We start from the raw sequence: 14910 nt of genomic DNA, 5'->3' as shown, positions 1-14910 counted from the left end.
CCGATCCGGGCCGTGATCCGTCGGAAGGCTGAGGCTTGGTCGTCAGTGCTCGCCGGTCGCCGGGGCCAAGCCGTGCCGGAGCGGGTCCGGGTCGGTCACCGGTTCGCCTGCGTCGAGGTCGAGGAGCGCCAGTCCGCTGTCCGGGTCGAAGCGTCGCGTCATTCCGCGTGGTGACTCGGTCAGCATCACCTCCAACGTCGGCCGCACGACCGCGTGGCGCAGGTGACCGGCTTTGGCGGTGCCGTCCCACAGGCCGAGCACGGCATGCGCGTGCACTTGCCAATCGCCGACATCGGTGCCGACCACATCACCGACGAGCGAGACCACTTCCGCCTGTTCCTCGACGGGGATGCCCAGGTACTCCTTCGTGTCCAGATCGTAGAACGCCAGGGTGCACCGGCTGAATGCGCCGATCGCGGTGAAGGAGGTGGTGCGGAGTTGCCGTTCGCGGGCGAACGCGAGCAGTTCCTCCACCACAGAGTCCCCGGTTTGCATCACGATGGCGTACGCACGCGTAGCCTCGGCGTCAAGCCTCACGTGCCGAGCCATGGCTTCCACCTGTTCCGGCCCGTGCCGGGCCTGTTGTCCGGATTGTCACCGCAGGTCGGCACTGCGGCTTATTTCGATTCCGTCGGCACGTTCGCCTCGACGCTGTGGGCGGCCAGGAACTCCTCGTCGCCGTAGGTGGTGTAGACACCGTCGTCGATCAGTCCGTATTGGTCGCGGTAGTTGGCGTAGGCGAAGTCCTCCACCGTCCCGGTCACCTGCACCATGTCACCCTCCTGGAGGTCCATCCCGCCGGCCTCCTCGGCGGACAGCACGAGCAGGGATTCGTCGCCGTACTCCGAGCCGTCGAGTACGAAGGACTTGTCACCGAGCACGGCGGTGACGACGGCGCTCACGGTGACCTCCCGCCCCAGGAATTCCTCCGAGGCGAAGTAGTCGTCCTGCGCCGCTTCCGTGGTCGTTTCCGGTGCGGCGGTCTCGTCGTCACCACAGGCCGCCGTGGTGAACGGCACTGCAGCCAGCGCACCGACCACCAATAGCGCGCGAACACTCCGACGGGTCTCATGACGCAAGGACATGACCAACTCCTCTCGTTCTCTCAGCACCGGCAGGCCTGTGACTCCGCGGCGGGCGGTTCTAGGAGTCACCCGCGCGCCGTCGCCCGGCGAACGTGGTCGCAGCGCTCGTCGCGGCCGACACCACGACGATCAACCCCACAACGACGTCGTTGGCCATCGCGACACCGATGTCGGCGATGTGGTCGAGCACGAACGGCGCCATGACGAGCCACCCGCCCAACAGGACGTTGACGACGCTGAACCACGGCACGTCGCGAGGTGCCACGACCCGGACGACCGCGAGGACCGCGAGAGCGCTGCCGATCACGATGTCGTGCCCGCGTGCGGAGCTGCCGGCCGGGTAGTCGAGCACCGAGGGTGCCAGCAGCAACCAGATGCCGGCCAGGAGCGTCACCGCGCTCGCGGCGCTGGCAGCCGGCGGCATGTGCTTGTCGTCGGCCGGCTGCCCGGCCCACTGCTGTGACGGTTGGCCTACCATCAGCGCCCTCCCTCGTGCGATCGGTGTTCAAAGCGGGTCCGGTACGTCGTCCACGCGCTGACCAGCGCCACGGCGGTCACCACGCCGCCGACCACGATGTTGTTCACCGCCGCGGTGGTCGAACCCGGCCACGGCTCGTAGCCGAGCACCACGGGCGAGAGCACCAGCCACGCACCGAGCGCGACGTTGACCAGGCTCAGCCACGGCACGTGACTGGGGGCCAAGGAGCGCACCAGGGCCAGCAGCCCGATCGTGCCTCCCACGACGATGTCGTGCCAGTAGCCTTCGAAGCCCTGCTCCGCAGGTGCGTAGTCCAGGGCGAACGGTGCCAGGGCCAACCACACGCCGGCCAAGAACGCCACGCCGCTGGCAACGCTCGCTGCGGCAGGCTCGCGCACGCCGTAGAGCGGAGCCATGTCCTGGAGCGGGGCCGCACCGTACTGGGGCACCACCGGCTGATGACCGTGTGCGGTGACCGGCATGGGGTCGAGCTCGTCGGTCCGCCGTGCGGGAGGTGGTTGTTGTGGCATGCGGGAAGTCATCCGTGCTCCTTCACGATCGGTGTCTCTCGTCACCAGTGGCCGGAAGCGCGGCTACGCGGGTTCGTACCGGATGGCTACCCGGAGCGCCTTCGGGACAACGCCTCTCCGGGCGTCGTCAGGCAACCGCAAGGGTGCGGCGCTGTCGGGATCACGTCTGCGGTCGGGCTTTCCCACCTGTGGTGCGGTCGGGGCGGACCACCCACCACACAAGTGCCGTCCACGCCGCAGCCGACAGCATTCCGGCCGCCACGTCGGTCGGGTAGTGGGCACCGGCGTAGAGGCCCTGCACCGCCACGAGCGTGGGAATCAGCAGTCCTGCGACCAGGACCGGCCACCGCCACCACCGCGTCCTGCCCGACCACGCCACCACCGCCGTCGCACCCCAGAGCGCCGACGTGGCGGCCACGTGCGCGGAGGTAAAGCCCGGCACTCCGGCTGCAGCACGCGGGTTCACCTCCGCCGTCACCAGCGCCAGACCGATCGCCCCCACCGCCGTCAACGCCAGGAACACCACCGGCGACCAGCTGCGCCACCACGCCAGCGCCAGCGGTGCGACCACCGCGGCGCAGGCCAGCACGACACCGACGTCACCCAGCTTGCCCAGCGGCAGGACCACGGCGTCCCACTCCGGCGAACGCCGATCGACCCACCATTGCAGCACCGCCGACTCCCAGGCCGCCGCCCGTCTGTCCTCCCCCACCACCAGCCGACCGGCACCGTGCAGCACACCGGCCAGCAGACCCCATCCCGCCAGCAGCTCGACCGCACCTCTCCAGGGACGGGGCAACACGACGTCCTGGGCCGGCGCGGGTCGGATATCCGCCGCCGCTTCCGGTCCCATCCCCTGCGACAACGGCACGTCACGCGCGCCAGCCTCGGTCCGCCACCGTCGGAACACCGCACCGGTCAGCGCCAGCCACAATCCTCCCAGCATCCACCCGCCCAGCACATCGGTCAGACCGTGCACGCCGAGCGCGATCCGGGTCGCGCCGATGACCACCACGAGCAGCGCGGCCACCCCGACCAGCACCCACTGTGCCGACCGACGGACCACCGGCAGGAACACCAGGACCACCACGCCGTAGGTCACTGCGGAACCCAACGCGTGCCCGCCGGCGAAATCCGAGCCGGCCGCGAGCGGTACCGGCAGCTGCGCCACCGGTCGCAACCCCGCCACCAGCTCCTCGATCACCACCCCGAGGATCATCGCGCCCCCGGCCGTGACAGCCACGTAGAGGGCCAACCAGAGCTGCTGCCGCACCAGCAACCACGCCACTCCGACGCCGGTCAGCCACACCAGCGTGGGCGTGCCGCCCAGCGTGGTCACGCCCTGCAGCACGTCGACCGGGACCTCGTTGCCGGAGATCAGCCGGGCCGACGTCTCCGCCACTGCCCGGTCCACCTCGTACAGCGCCGACCACCGGAACCTGACAGCCGCCACGACCAGCGCATACCCCGCAGCGGCCGTCGACGTGAGCACCAACGCCGCCGCGGCGCGCAAGACGAACCGCTCGACAGGCACGGTCAACGGGGCGGCGTTCCTCATCATCCTGGTCACAGTGCGCAGTCCTCACGAAGCTCACGGAAAGGCCTTCAGGCATCATCCAGTCCGGGCCGTTTCCCACGGTCGAAAGGGGCGAGAGGCCGGTGCGCTACACCGATCCAGAACGGACGCCGCTCGGCAACGGGTCCGCTCGCACGCCGCACAAGGCCAGCACCTTCTCCACCCTTGTTCCGGCGCTGCCGATCTCCAACGCGCAACCCTCCCGATCAGCCTCGATGCGCCCCTGCAACAACGCACGGGCGCCGGCCGCGCCGAGGAACGTCACACCGTCCAGGTCCAGTCGCAGCCGTTGCGGTCGGTGCACACGCAGTGCGTCCACCACGACACGGGCCAACTCCTCCGCGTTGGACAGATCTATCTCGCCCGTCACGGCGATACAAGCGCGGGCATTTCCCTGTCGCACCTCACATCGGCACCGGGTGGACAAAGGACTGTGCTGCTCCGGTACACCGTTCATGCTGACCTCCGTGTCGATAGGCCCTGTCTCTTCCTCGCGCCTGCCTCCGCGATCAGACGGTCACGTCTTCCATCGTCCTCGGAGGACGATGGAGCCAACCCGACGACTTCCTGAAGAAACACGATCCCCGACGATTTCCTTGCGCTACACGCACCCGGCGACCGCCCCTGGACCACTTGGCGTGGACCGTGACACCACGGACGGATCGGAGAGGGACCCACGACGCTCGCGATGGACGACACCTCCCGCAGTCGATCGCCCGTCAACCCGCGCACGGTGGCGAGATGGCGGCAACGGATCGGCACGAGTTTGCCGGGATCCGGGCGCGGTTCGCGCATCGGTCGAGACCGACTCGACCACCATCGTCACCCAGTCGTCAGGTCAGGAACGCGGTGGCGAGGGCATCCTGGAAGAAAGGCCACGGAGGTGGAGAGTCCCTTGATCACTCAACAGGTCCAACCCGACCGGTACTGTCTGGAAGCGGTCAGCAGGTTGAACGCCGAATTCCACGGTGTCCTCTCGCGAGAGGTGATCACCGGCACGGTGCTCACAGCCCGGCGGGACCTCGAGGGCCGAGTCGCTTTCGAAGCCCTCGCCGAGATGCTGCACCACCTAGCCCGTCACCGACTCGACCGGATTCGGGACGGTGCCTGACCCCTCCCTAGGACGAATGCCGCAGAACGGGAGGGGACATGCGGACATCGAGCGAGCAGGACAAGGCCCTTCGGCCGGCCAAGCTCATCGCCGGCTGGACGAGTGTTGTACTCCTGCTGGGACTGCTCTACATCGCCGCGGACCGCGGACCCGATCAGGTGTACGTCGCCGTCGTGGCGGTGCTGACAACACTGCTCGCCGTAGTGCTGACCGTGGCGACACTGCGCTCACTACGACGCCGGTGAGCGCACCGGATCAGAAGTCCACCGCGACGAGAGGAGGTCGACGTTGAGCGACAATCGGAACGACGACCAGCGGGACACCCGGAAGGTGCTGGAGGACCACCTCCACTGCCGCCGCGTCGGTGACTTGGAAGGCGACCTGCGCCGCAACTACGCCAACCACGTGGCCACGTTGTCGGCCGAGGGTGTCCATCACGGTCACGATGCGGTGCGGTGGCTTGCCGGTGTCCTGCGCTCGTACCTGCCCAGCGGGAACTACCACTACCACTCGCTCCTGGTGGACGGAGAGGTGGGAATGCTGCGCTGGTCGGGCCGCTACTGACCGGCCTTGCTCAGGAAGAGCTCGGCTTCCACTACGGATTCGGGCCGGCGGCCGTCGGCATGGCGGCCGGACTCGTCCAGTACTCGTTCGGCAGTCGGAGGCTCCCGCCGAGGTCAACGTCGTACCGAACCCGTTGCCGATGTTCATCGTCGTGCTCGCCGGGGTCTTCGCGGCCCTGCGGACCAAGCTCGGCCCGCGACAACCGTCCTCGCCGGTCAACCACCAGACGGCAGTGCCCCACCTATGTCGTGGCACCCGAGTCCGTGCACCAGGACCGCACGGCTGATGTCACAGGGTGAGACGCCCACCAGGTGGCTCTGTTCGGGAATCGACCCCCCAAGCATCCGCGCAGTCGCCCGTGGCCGACAGCAAGTCCGACAGAGCGTCATCCGGTTCGACTATGGACATCTCCGCGGGAGGGCACGCCACGTCCCGAAGCCTGGTGGTGTCGCGTCGGGCCGGCGCCACGTCTTTGAATCTTATGAGCGTGACGAGGCGCGCTCGCGCGCCGCGATCTGCACCGTCGACTCGGCTCGGCCCTCGCGTCGGGCGAGGTCGCACGCAGCATGTCCTCGACCTCACGCACGTTCTGCCCGGCCAGCTCCACGAACACGTCTCCGACCCGCACCCGGCGTCAGCGGCCGGGCCGCCTCATCAAGCCACAGCACCAGCACACTCTGATCGGCCTCCACCCCGACCGATCGCGGGTCTCGTCGGTCAACCGGCCCACGACCCACCGAGGTAGGGGGTGTGGGTGGCAGAGCCGTGCTTCAGCAACTGCTCCGCCACGTCCACCGCGGTGGCGGCCGGGATCGCGGACCCAGCCCGCACGGCACCGCATCGGCGGAGTGCGGGTCTCAAGCTGGACACGAGTCGCAGCGGTGCGGCCCGACCGCCCGGTCCCGACCTGCCCAACCCTCTGCAAGCGCCCGGAACCACAAGGAAGTCCACTCTTCTCCACTACCGTGGTCGAACCGACGACCGCAATCGTCGCAGATCAAGAGCAGGCCGGCGTTTTCGCCCTGGATGGGAATAGCGGTCACGATACTGGGCAGCCGACTTTCGGATCGGGATGGTCGTGGAGCCGGGTGTCGGCCGCGTCAGTGCGGGGGACACCCGGCCCTTCACGCTCATCGTCTCGCAGACTCACCACCACTGTGGCCGACAAGTCCGTTGATCGACCTTGCAATCACCTTGCGAAGACATGGACCGACAGGTGGCCACGCCGAGCGCGCCCAGCGCGCTGTGGACCTGCGGAGCGATCGCCCGGACGAGGACGCCGTACCGAGGGCTTGAGCAGTCGACGTCGGCGTACCGGCAACTCCGGTCGCATCGAGCCGGCACCACGCCGACGGACCGCGTCAGGACTCGCTCCCCTTCGAGCGCTCCAGGTAGTGGTCGACTCGCGGCGGTTACCGCCCCCCGCGAGTCGCCCCACCATCATGCCGCGGAGCACGCTGCTCGTATCTGACGAACACCTGACGTTCGCCTCAACCCGGCGGTGCGGAGTTCATCGAGGCGACGACGCCCCGCCGCGGAGACGAGCCCTGAGCGTCACGATCGCAAGGTTGTCGTCAGGTCCGGACCGGAGAGGAGTGGGAGGATCATCGGGTGGAGGTCGGTGATGACGCGGTCGTCCTGGTGATTTGGGACGACGACTCGATCTCGTCGGTCGAAGTGGCACGGTGGGTCGAGGAACGCTTGGACGGCTGGCCGCCGGAAGACGTCATGCTCGTGGGCGTGGTCGCCGGTGAACTGTTCGACAACGCGGTGGCCCACGGGTCGGCGCCCTACGTCGTGGAACTCGACCTCGACGAGTTCGGCGAGGCGATGATCGTCACCGTACGCGACCGTGCACACAGGCGAGCCTGGCCGTGGCGACTCTCCGCAGGCCTGCTCCTGGTCGACGCGCTGTGCAGCCGATGGGGAATGCTCTCCCACGAGGGGACCACTACCGTGTACGCCAGGCTGGACTTCGAAGACTGAACCTGAGCGCGCACCACACCCGTCCGGGTCCCTGCGCACCCGCCGAACCTTAATGGAACCTGCTCGCGTCCGTCGTCGCACACCAACGCCACGAAGGCGCATGCTCCGGATCACCCGGCCCGTGACCCGCGCCGGTCACACCTTCTGCGTCCCCCGCCCTTCTGCGGCGACCTCCACCCCGGGCGGCAACCGTGCCGCGGTCCCGGTTCCCCCCAGCGGTCGGCTCTCCCGCGGGCCCGGTGATCGTCATGCGATCGGGCACCGGACGCCAACCGCGCGGCGCACCGATGGCGACCAGGACGGTCCGGCCGCGCGTCGGTGACCGCAAATCGTCAGCAGCCTGTCAGGTCAACCCGCCGGCACCGCGACAGAAGATGGGAGACCCGGACGAGAGGACCCTGATGATCACTGACCAGTCGGCGCCCCGAGGTGACACGCGCACCGCGATCCGCGCCCCGGCCCGGACCGCACGGACGAAGACGATACGGGCCGACGCCGAGGCGGTGTTCGACGTCATCACCGACGTCGAACACCTGTCCGACTGGCTGCCACCCGGTGTGGAGATCGAGCTGTACGGACCCGGCGTGCTGCGCCTGTGGCCTCTGCGCGGTTTCCGCGACGAGCCCTTCGAGCGTCAGGTGCGCATCGACTGGGACGGCCTGCGGGTGTGCTGGGGCGGGATCACCGCCACGACCTACACCGGCAACCTGCGAGTGCTGCGCATCGCACCAGGGTGCAGCGCCGTCTCCGTGGAGCTCACCGGTTCCGCGGAGCTGCCCGTGCCGCTGTTGGACGACTGGCTGGCGCAGGCGCTCGACGCACTCGCCGCCGTAGTGTGCGCGGAACGTCAGACCGCACCGTGGACGGCGGGCTCGCTCGGCAACCGAGGCGTGTCCACGGCGGTCTCGTCGGCGTGAGACCGGCCGCAACGTCGGGCCGAAGACACAACGGCCGGGTGATGTCGCCGGTGTACCGGCACAGGTGTCGGCGCCCTGCGCGTTCACCGGGCCGCGGGTCCAGCGGGAGTCCCGGTCGGAGCAGCCCACCGGTTCCGCAGCGGCGGGTACGACGGGAACGGCCACGGTCAGCTCATCGGCCTGGGCGAAGTCGAACTCGACGGTCACGGTCGACCCGCCGGCCCGCTCCTCGCGCAGGTCCACTCGCACGAGCCGGTAATCCGAGCCGGTGCCGTCGGCCGGCCACCTGCTCGGCCGCACCGTCGCAGTCACGGTCCCAGTGCATCTCGAGCTGCCCCACCACATCGCTGCGGACTGCCACCCGCCGATCACCGCCACCGTGCTCACCGTGGATCCTGAACCTGACGCTGATGTCGTCTCCCGGCCGCAGCAGCTTTCCGTCAGGAGCGGCCACCGGTGCCAAGTGCAGGACGTGGAGGGCAGTTCCCGGTCGTTCTCCCGCAGTCGTGCCGTGCCTGGAGTCTGACGGTTTCCTTGCGGTCGCACCGCCCGGTGGCTACCTGCTTCATCTTCGGGAAGCCCTTGGACACCACAGCGTGCCGCGACGCGGATGGTTGGTTCGCCAGGCAAGCACGTCACCCAGGAGGCCGGATGAGCACGCCGGGTAGCACCCCGCCGATGGCCGCGAGCAACGAGGCAGATGCCGCCCAGCTCGACGTGGCCCGCGCCGAGGGCGCCGCCTACCGCAGGGCGCTGGAGGCGATGCGCAAGAAGTCCGGTGCGGTCGTCAAGCAGGCCGGCCAGTTCATTGTCGCCCTCATCCAGGAGGATGCCGAGGGCGTGTACGCACGTGAGGACGGCCACCTGGTCTGGCACGAGGTGCCCGAGGACGCCAACGGGCACTTGGAGATCGCCGTCGCCGACGCCGGCGACGGCCGGTTCGTCCCAGGGCTCGACATCACCGTCACCGTCAGCCACGACGGTCGACAGGTCCTGAACACCCGTCTGCCGTTCCTGTGGCACCCGTTCCTGCACCACTACGGGGCCAACTTCGTCATGCCCGGCGAGGGCAATTACGACGTGCAGGTCCACATCGATCCGCCGGGGTTCATGCGCCACGACCCGGTCAACGGCAAGCGCTACGGGCACCCGGTCGAGGTCTCCTTCCTGGCGGTTCCCTTCAAGCCCGGCCGCAAGCCCAGCCCGCACGCCCATCCCCGCGCCAAGGACACCCCGGAACGTTGACCGGGGAGCGTCACACCGTCCAGGTCCAGTCGCAGCCGTTGCGGTCGGTGCACACGCAGTGCGTCCACCACGACACAGGCCCTGTCTCTTCCTCGCACCTGCTTCCGCGATCAGACGGTCACGCCTTCCATCGTCCTCTCGGGACGATGGAGCCAACCGACGACTTCCTGGCAGAACATGAACCTTGACGATTTCCTTACACTACAAGCACTTCACGTATTCGGACCGCGCACGACCGACTATCATGGACGGTGACACGCGCACGAATCGGAGCGGAGCCACGAGGCTCGCGATTGACGACAGCTCGCGCCTTTGACCGCTCGGCAACCCGCCCATGGCGGCGGGCCGGCACGAGTCGGTCGGGAGCCGGGCTTGGTGTTAGCGGTCCCCGACGCGGTACTGGACGTGGAACAAGCACGCCGACCTCCGCCGCTCCGGTATCCACCCGGTAATGCGAAAGAGATGCCCGGTATCCCGCCGACAGATGGTCACCGAGTGCGGGAAGCCGGCACTGAGACGAGAGGTGCAATCGCATGACTACGCAGATGCCCGAATCCAACCCGTTGGCCGATGTCGAGGTCGGCATGCCGGTGATCGATCGCGAGAATGAACAGTTGGGGACGGTCGCGGCGCTCAAGTTCGGCGACCCGCAGGCGATCACCGCCGAAGGACAGCAGGCTCCGCGCGGACTGGCCGAGGTGGTCGTGGACTCGTTCACCGGTTCCGAACCCGACGTGCCCCGCCAACTCGCGGAGAAGCTCCTGCGGACCGGCTACATCAAGATCGACGCGAAGGGTCTGTTCAGCACCGATCTGTACGCCGGTGCCGACCAGGTCGACCGTGTCGCAGCGGACGGCGTGCGCCTGGCCGTGCCGCGCCACCACCTGGTACCGGAGAGCTGACCTTTCGGTCTCGTTTCCACCGAAATGCCCGGACTGCCGGTCGCCGGAATACGCGACAGCCCTCGGGCGGCCGACACTGTCGACTCCATCAGCGGTGACGTCAAGGACGCCGTCGCGACCGCGTTCGAACGGGGCGGACCGCCGCATCGACATGGGCCTGCTGGACGTACACCCTTTCGTCGGCATGGGCGGCATCGGTCTGGACGCGGTGATGGTCCGCGAGACCTCACCCCGGGCTCAAGCGCCTCTTGGGGTGGCCCGCGTACCTGCCCGCCGCCATCAAGGGCCTGCGATCGGGTGCCGGCCGGGTGGCCTTCCGGTTGGACGGGGGCCGCTGGATCATTCGCCGTGTCGTGGGGGCGGTCGCCGGGAACGTGGGTGCCCTGCAGGGCGGGGTCGCGCTGCTGCCGGAGGCCGACCCCGCCGACGGGCTGCTGGACCTGGCGCTGCTGCGCGACGTGAACGCCAGGGGCTGGCTGGTCACGGCGGGGAAACTGGTCGGTTCCCGCCGGATGGCGTGGCAGACGCTGCGCAAGCACGGGGGCGTCACACTGGTCAAGGACGCCTTCGTGCGATTCCGCTACGGCGACGGCTTCTCCCACGCCCGCGCGCTAGGCCTGCAGATCTCGCTGGCGGCGATACCCCTGGTCATCGCCTTCGTAGGGCTCAGCCGCACACTGGACACCTCGTTGGGCCAAGTCTACGGACCATTGACCGGGATCATGGCATTGTTGCTCTGGGGTCAGCTCACCGCCATGTCGGCGCTGTACGGGCTGTCGTTCGCCGCTCAACTCGAGGCGGTTCGGGCCGGCGTCCGGCGCGCCGCCACCGACGATCCCGCACGATCCGCATGACCCGGTCCGGCGACCCGTCCGCGAGGCGGCACCGCAGGACGGGCACGGCCCCCGTGGACAGGCCGGCCCGCACGCGCGGAAACCGCCGGTCTCCCGGCCCCCGAGGCGATGTCCACGCGGTGCCTGAGCCGGCGGGACTGCGGTGCCGCGATCACCATCTCCGCAGAGCACGTGCCCGACCGCAACCGGGACCAAGCTCCCTACCTTCGCCGTCCAGGCGGGTCATCGAGCACGGCCGCGAGCAGAGTGTCGAACAGTGCCGACGCCACCGGGGGGCACGATCGTGACGATGGTCGAACCGGCGATAACCGAACCCGCCGTTCATCGGCACATCGAGCCAACAATGCGGGTGATGTAGTTCAGCACTCGGCGCAGATCCGGCAGTGCTCGTGCATCCTCGCGCGCGCCCAGCACTCGTCGCCGCACGACCCGCACGTCACCGCGCACGCTTCCAGTAGCGCTCGACTGGTGTCGGCGTCGTAGCCGGTGTTCCGTGACAACACCCGTGCGGTCGTGCCGCAGATGTCGGCGCAGTCCGTGGTAGCCCGAACGCACTTGACCAACCCCGCCACCGACCCTTCACTCAGGCACGCGTCCGCGCACGCGGTACACGCCTCGGCACACGAGATCAGCACGTCGATCGTCGCCGCGAGCCTGCCCCTGCCGAGCTTGATCTCCGCCGGGTAGGTCTCCAGCATCGACGTCGTCGTGGTCAACTCGATCACTCCTCGTGATAGGTGGTTCGCTGCTGCGCTCTCCGACCGCTGTCACGTCACGGCGCGGTGACGACCGCATCCGGGGACAGCACCGCGACTGGAGCATGGGAGAGGTCCACCACTGGGTCGCTGCGTTTATGTGCTCGACTCCCCGATCCTGGTCCCTGGGGTTCACGTCGTCGACTCCCGAACGGACACATCGGGTTCAAGGTGGTAACCCGTCCCCTCACAGGGCTACCCGTCAGGAACGGCGCACTGAACGCCCAGGGGTGGCGTGTCAGACAACCGCAACGTCACTCGAGCAAGTGCCCGTTGCGACCTTGCGGCCGGTCCCGGCGGGTTGACCTCCTCGGTGACCAGGGCACCCTGGCGAGTGGGCCAGGACCGTCTGGACGGCGGAGGCGACATGGCGCCCGACGTGCCACGGCAGACGGCACCAGAGCCGGCCTGCACCGGTGCGCGGACAAGACACCGCGCACGACTGTCGGTCCTGCGCTTGATGACCGGTCCCTGGGCCGGGCGCTAGGCGCCCGTCACCGCGCGCCTCGCGAGCGGCCTCGCCTTCGTGGCAGGCGTGTGGTTGGCGGCCGCGCCGATCGCGCTCGGTTAAGCACCCGTCGGTGGTGGCGTCGAAGGATACGGGCACGACCTCCTCGTCGGTGGCGTCATCGCGATCACAGCGTTGATCCGCGTCATCGCGCCGAAGCACCTACCGGTGCTCAGCCTGTTCCACATCGCCTCCGGCGCGTGGCTGATCCTTGTCCCGGCCATGTTGGGCGGCCCGGCTCGACGACCGCGGCGATCGTCAACGTCGTCGTGGGCGGGGCCGTGGCGATGGTGGCGACGGTCAGCGTGGGCGTGACCTACCGGCGGCGAGAACCGCACAGCTGACGCCACATCCACACGGCACACCGGCGGGAAGCGCTGACCGGCAACGGACCCGTCGATCACGGACACACGGGATGTGCTGGAGGACCACCTCCGTTGTTGGCGTCCCGGACACCTGGAAGAAGATTTCAGTCGCAACTGCACTCCCGACATTGCGATGCTGTCGGTCGAGGGTGTGCACCACGGATACGACGCGGTCCGTCAGCCGGCCGGTGCATTGAGCTCCTACCACTCTCCCGCCGGGAACTACTGGTGCCACCCGCTGTTGGTGGCCGGCCAGGTCGGGATGCCGTGATGGTTCAGGCCGACGCGACAACGACCCCGGCCGTGTGCACAGCGGAGTGGACAGCTACGTCGTGCGCAACGTCCACGTCGTCGTGCAGACCATCCACTACACAACCGATCGGACGGCCCGGCAGGCACACCGCATGACATCGGCCGACACGACCGAATAGGATCTGCGATCACGGCAGGCCCCACCAGCGGCACCCGCACCACAACGGAAGCCGTCCCGCCCGGCCCTATGTGCGAGGGAAGGGTTCCCGTCCGTTTGCCAGCCAGGCTACTAGCGCCACGCCTGCCAGCAGGGAGCCGAGCGTGTCCATCGCCAGATCAGCGATGGTGTCGGTATAGCCGACGCCGATTCGGACACCGGCGACGATCTCGGCGAACCACTCGTAGAACTCCCAAACCACACCCAGCGCGATGCCGACGAGCGCGGTGAGGAGCACAACCGCGCCCCGCGATTGATCTCGCAGGGCCGGCAGAAGCCGCGTGCGCAGCAGCAACAAGTACACCATGGCGGCCAGTGCACCGGTGCAGACGCAGTGCAGCACCCAGTCCAGCCAGGTTATCTGCCGGTACCAGTGGAACAGCGACGCAGCGGTGGCCACGGGCAGCAGGACGCACACCGCCAGGTCGAAAGGACGGGGCAAGCCTGCCAGCCTGGGAGCCAGCAGGACCAGGAACACCAGGCCGAGCCGGATGGCTCCTTCGACCTGATCGGACAGCGCGGTGAACACGGCCGCTGCCAGCACGGCGGCGCGCAGCAGGTCGGCGATGATCCCGGCCGTCCTGATGACGGCGCTCGGCGTGGTGGACACTGGGGTTACCCCTCTGGGTCGAGCGACGGCCGGTGACCGTCGGTAATCGTCTGTGGGTGACAGGGGTGGTGCGGAGCCTGTGTTCGGAGGTTCGTTCAGTTGGGGCGGTGCGCGGCGGCTCACAATGACGGGTGCCAAGTAGCTCACCCAGCGCCCTCGGCACCACGACCGGTGCCACCATGGAATGGTCGGCGATACTCGATCGAGCACAATGGACATGTCTTGGGGATGTCACACACTTCCCGACCGAGCGAACACTCCCACCTTGCCACCTCCTGTTCTTCGGGCCAGTCCTCGTGCGAGGCGTGCCCGCGGCGGTGACACCGATCCCTCGTTTCCGGTCGCCGCCCGATCGATCACAGATCAGCTCGACGGCGTGAGCACATCCGGCGAGTCGAGCGCACCCTCCCAGATGTGATCTGCGAGGAGGAACTCCTCATCGACGTAGAGGTCGTAGACGCCCTCGTCGAACACGCCGTACTCCTCCGCGTGGTTCGCGTGGACGAACTGCTCCACGTACCCGCTGACGTTGACGATGTCCCCTTCCTGGACCTGCCCGAGCCCGTCGGGCGACAGCACGAGCAGCGACTCGTCCCCGTACTCGCTGCCGTCGAGAACGAGGGACTTCACACCGAGCACCCGGGTCACGACGGAGCTGACGACCACCTCGTCCCCCACGAACTGGTCGGAGCCGAAGTACTCGAGTTGTGCGTCGTCCTCCACGGCAGTGGTCGGCTGAGCGGCGTCCTCCCCGGACGGGCCGTCGCCGGCACAACCGGCCGCCGTGAAAGGCAGAAGTGCCAGCAGACCGGCCACCACCGCTTTCCCGAACCATGCCGGGCGCGTGCGGTTCGAGTCCACGATGGTCCTCCTTGATCCACGTTCGCGTTCCGGTGACCACATCACTGCGGTGTTCGAGGTCCGCACCGTGTCGCCTCCTTCCGATACTCGTCAC

General features: G+C 68.5%; 16 protein-coding genes. 7 read left to right on the top strand and 9 right to left on the bottom strand.

Annotated elements, in window-relative coordinates; all coding sequences use genetic code 11:
* Positions 1-42: 42 nt before the first annotated feature.
* From B0I31_RS06190 to B0I31_RS06165, 6 genes are all read right to left on the bottom strand, one after another.
* Positions 43-549 (bottom strand): PPC domain-containing DNA-binding protein, encoded by a 507-nt coding sequence (locus B0I31_RS06190; protein ID WP_106614335.1) that lies wholly within the window; start codon positions 547-549, stop codon positions 43-45.
* A gap of 68 nt (positions 550-617) precedes the next feature.
* Complete coding sequence (locus B0I31_RS06185; protein ID WP_106614334.1) at positions 618-1019, bottom strand: hypothetical protein; 402 nt, start codon at positions 1017-1019, stop codon at positions 618-620.
* Positions 1020-1143: 124 nt separating this feature from the next.
* Positions 1144-1563 carry an SPW repeat domain-containing protein gene (locus tag B0I31_RS06180; RefSeq protein ID WP_106614333.1) on the bottom strand — a complete coding sequence of 140 codons (420 nt, stop codon included), beginning with the start codon at positions 1561-1563 and terminating at the stop codon, positions 1144-1146.
* Positions 1563-2045 carry an SPW repeat domain-containing protein gene (locus B0I31_RS06175; RefSeq protein ID WP_181320017.1) on the bottom strand — a complete coding sequence of 161 codons (483 nt, stop codon included), beginning with the start codon at positions 2043-2045 and terminating at the stop codon, positions 1563-1565. Before B0I31_RS06175 ends, B0I31_RS06180 begins: the two co-directional genes overlap by 1 nt.
* A 208-nt stretch (positions 2046-2253) precedes the next feature.
* Positions 2254-3654 (bottom strand): phosphatase PAP2 family protein, encoded by a 1401-nt coding sequence (locus B0I31_RS06170; protein ID WP_106614331.1) that lies wholly within the window; start codon positions 3652-3654, stop codon positions 2254-2256.
* A gap of 103 nt (positions 3655-3757) precedes the next feature.
* Entirely contained in the window at positions 3758-4039 is a 282-nt protein-coding gene (locus tag B0I31_RS06165; protein ID WP_181320015.1) for an STAS domain-containing protein, read from the bottom strand.
* Between the two features lie 779 nt (positions 4040-4818).
* Between B0I31_RS06165 and B0I31_RS06155 the strand changes: the two genes are divergently transcribed.
* From B0I31_RS06155 to B0I31_RS06110, 7 genes are all read left to right on the top strand, one after another.
* Positions 4819-5025, top strand: a complete 207-nt coding sequence (locus B0I31_RS06155; protein ID WP_106614329.1) for a hypothetical protein — start codon at positions 4819-4821, stop codon at positions 5023-5025.
* Positions 5026-5068: 43 nt separating this feature from the next.
* On the top strand, positions 5069-5344 hold the full coding sequence (locus B0I31_RS40405) for a hypothetical protein (RefSeq protein WP_181320014.1): 276 nt from the start codon (positions 5069-5071) through the stop codon (positions 5342-5344).
* Positions 5345-6955: 1611 nt separating this feature from the next.
* Positions 6956-7330, top strand: a complete 375-nt coding sequence (locus B0I31_RS06135) for an ATP-binding protein (protein ID WP_106614326.1) — start codon at positions 6956-6958, stop codon at positions 7328-7330.
* A 401-nt stretch (positions 7331-7731) separates the two neighbouring features.
* On the top strand, positions 7732-8247 hold the full coding sequence (locus B0I31_RS06130) for an SRPBCC family protein (RefSeq protein WP_181320013.1): 516 nt from the start codon (positions 7732-7734) through the stop codon (positions 8245-8247).
* A gap of 651 nt (positions 8248-8898) precedes the next feature.
* Complete coding sequence (locus tag B0I31_RS06120) at positions 8899-9492, top strand: iron transporter (protein ID WP_106614323.1); 594 nt, start codon at positions 8899-8901, stop codon at positions 9490-9492.
* A 533-nt stretch (positions 9493-10025) separates the two neighbouring features.
* The gene (locus tag B0I31_RS06115) at positions 10026-10394 is read left to right on the top strand and encodes a hypothetical protein (RefSeq protein WP_146173758.1); all 369 of its coding nucleotides are present in this window, start codon (positions 10026-10028) and stop codon (positions 10392-10394) included.
* Between the two features lie 308 nt (positions 10395-10702).
* The gene (locus B0I31_RS06110; protein ID WP_146173757.1) at positions 10703-11248 is read left to right on the top strand and encodes a hypothetical protein; all 546 of its coding nucleotides are present in this window, start codon (positions 10703-10705) and stop codon (positions 11246-11248) included.
* A 359-nt stretch (positions 11249-11607) separates the two neighbouring features.
* On the opposite strand, the gene B0I31_RS06105 is transcribed toward B0I31_RS06110, so the two are convergent.
* From B0I31_RS06105 to B0I31_RS06095, 3 genes are all read right to left on the bottom strand, one after another.
* Positions 11608-11964 (bottom strand): four-helix bundle copper-binding protein, encoded by a 357-nt coding sequence (locus tag B0I31_RS06105; RefSeq protein WP_106614695.1) that lies wholly within the window; start codon positions 11962-11964, stop codon positions 11608-11610.
* Positions 11965-13373: 1409 nt separating this feature from the next.
* Entirely contained in the window at positions 13374-13955 is a 582-nt protein-coding gene (locus tag B0I31_RS06100) for a DUF2238 domain-containing protein (RefSeq protein ID WP_106614320.1), read from the bottom strand.
* A gap of 363 nt (positions 13956-14318) precedes the next feature.
* A complete protein-coding gene (locus B0I31_RS06095; protein WP_146173756.1) occupies positions 14319-14882 on the bottom strand; it encodes a hypothetical protein in 564 nt (187 codons plus the stop codon).
* Positions 14883-14910 lie beyond the last annotated feature (28 nt).

The sequence above is a fragment of the Saccharothrix carnea genome (genome assembly GCF_003014735.1).
In the GTDB taxonomy this organism is placed as follows: domain Bacteria; phylum Actinomycetota; class Actinomycetes; order Mycobacteriales; family Pseudonocardiaceae; genus Actinosynnema; species Actinosynnema carneum.
This window is presented reverse-complemented; position numbering and strand designations above follow the sequence as displayed.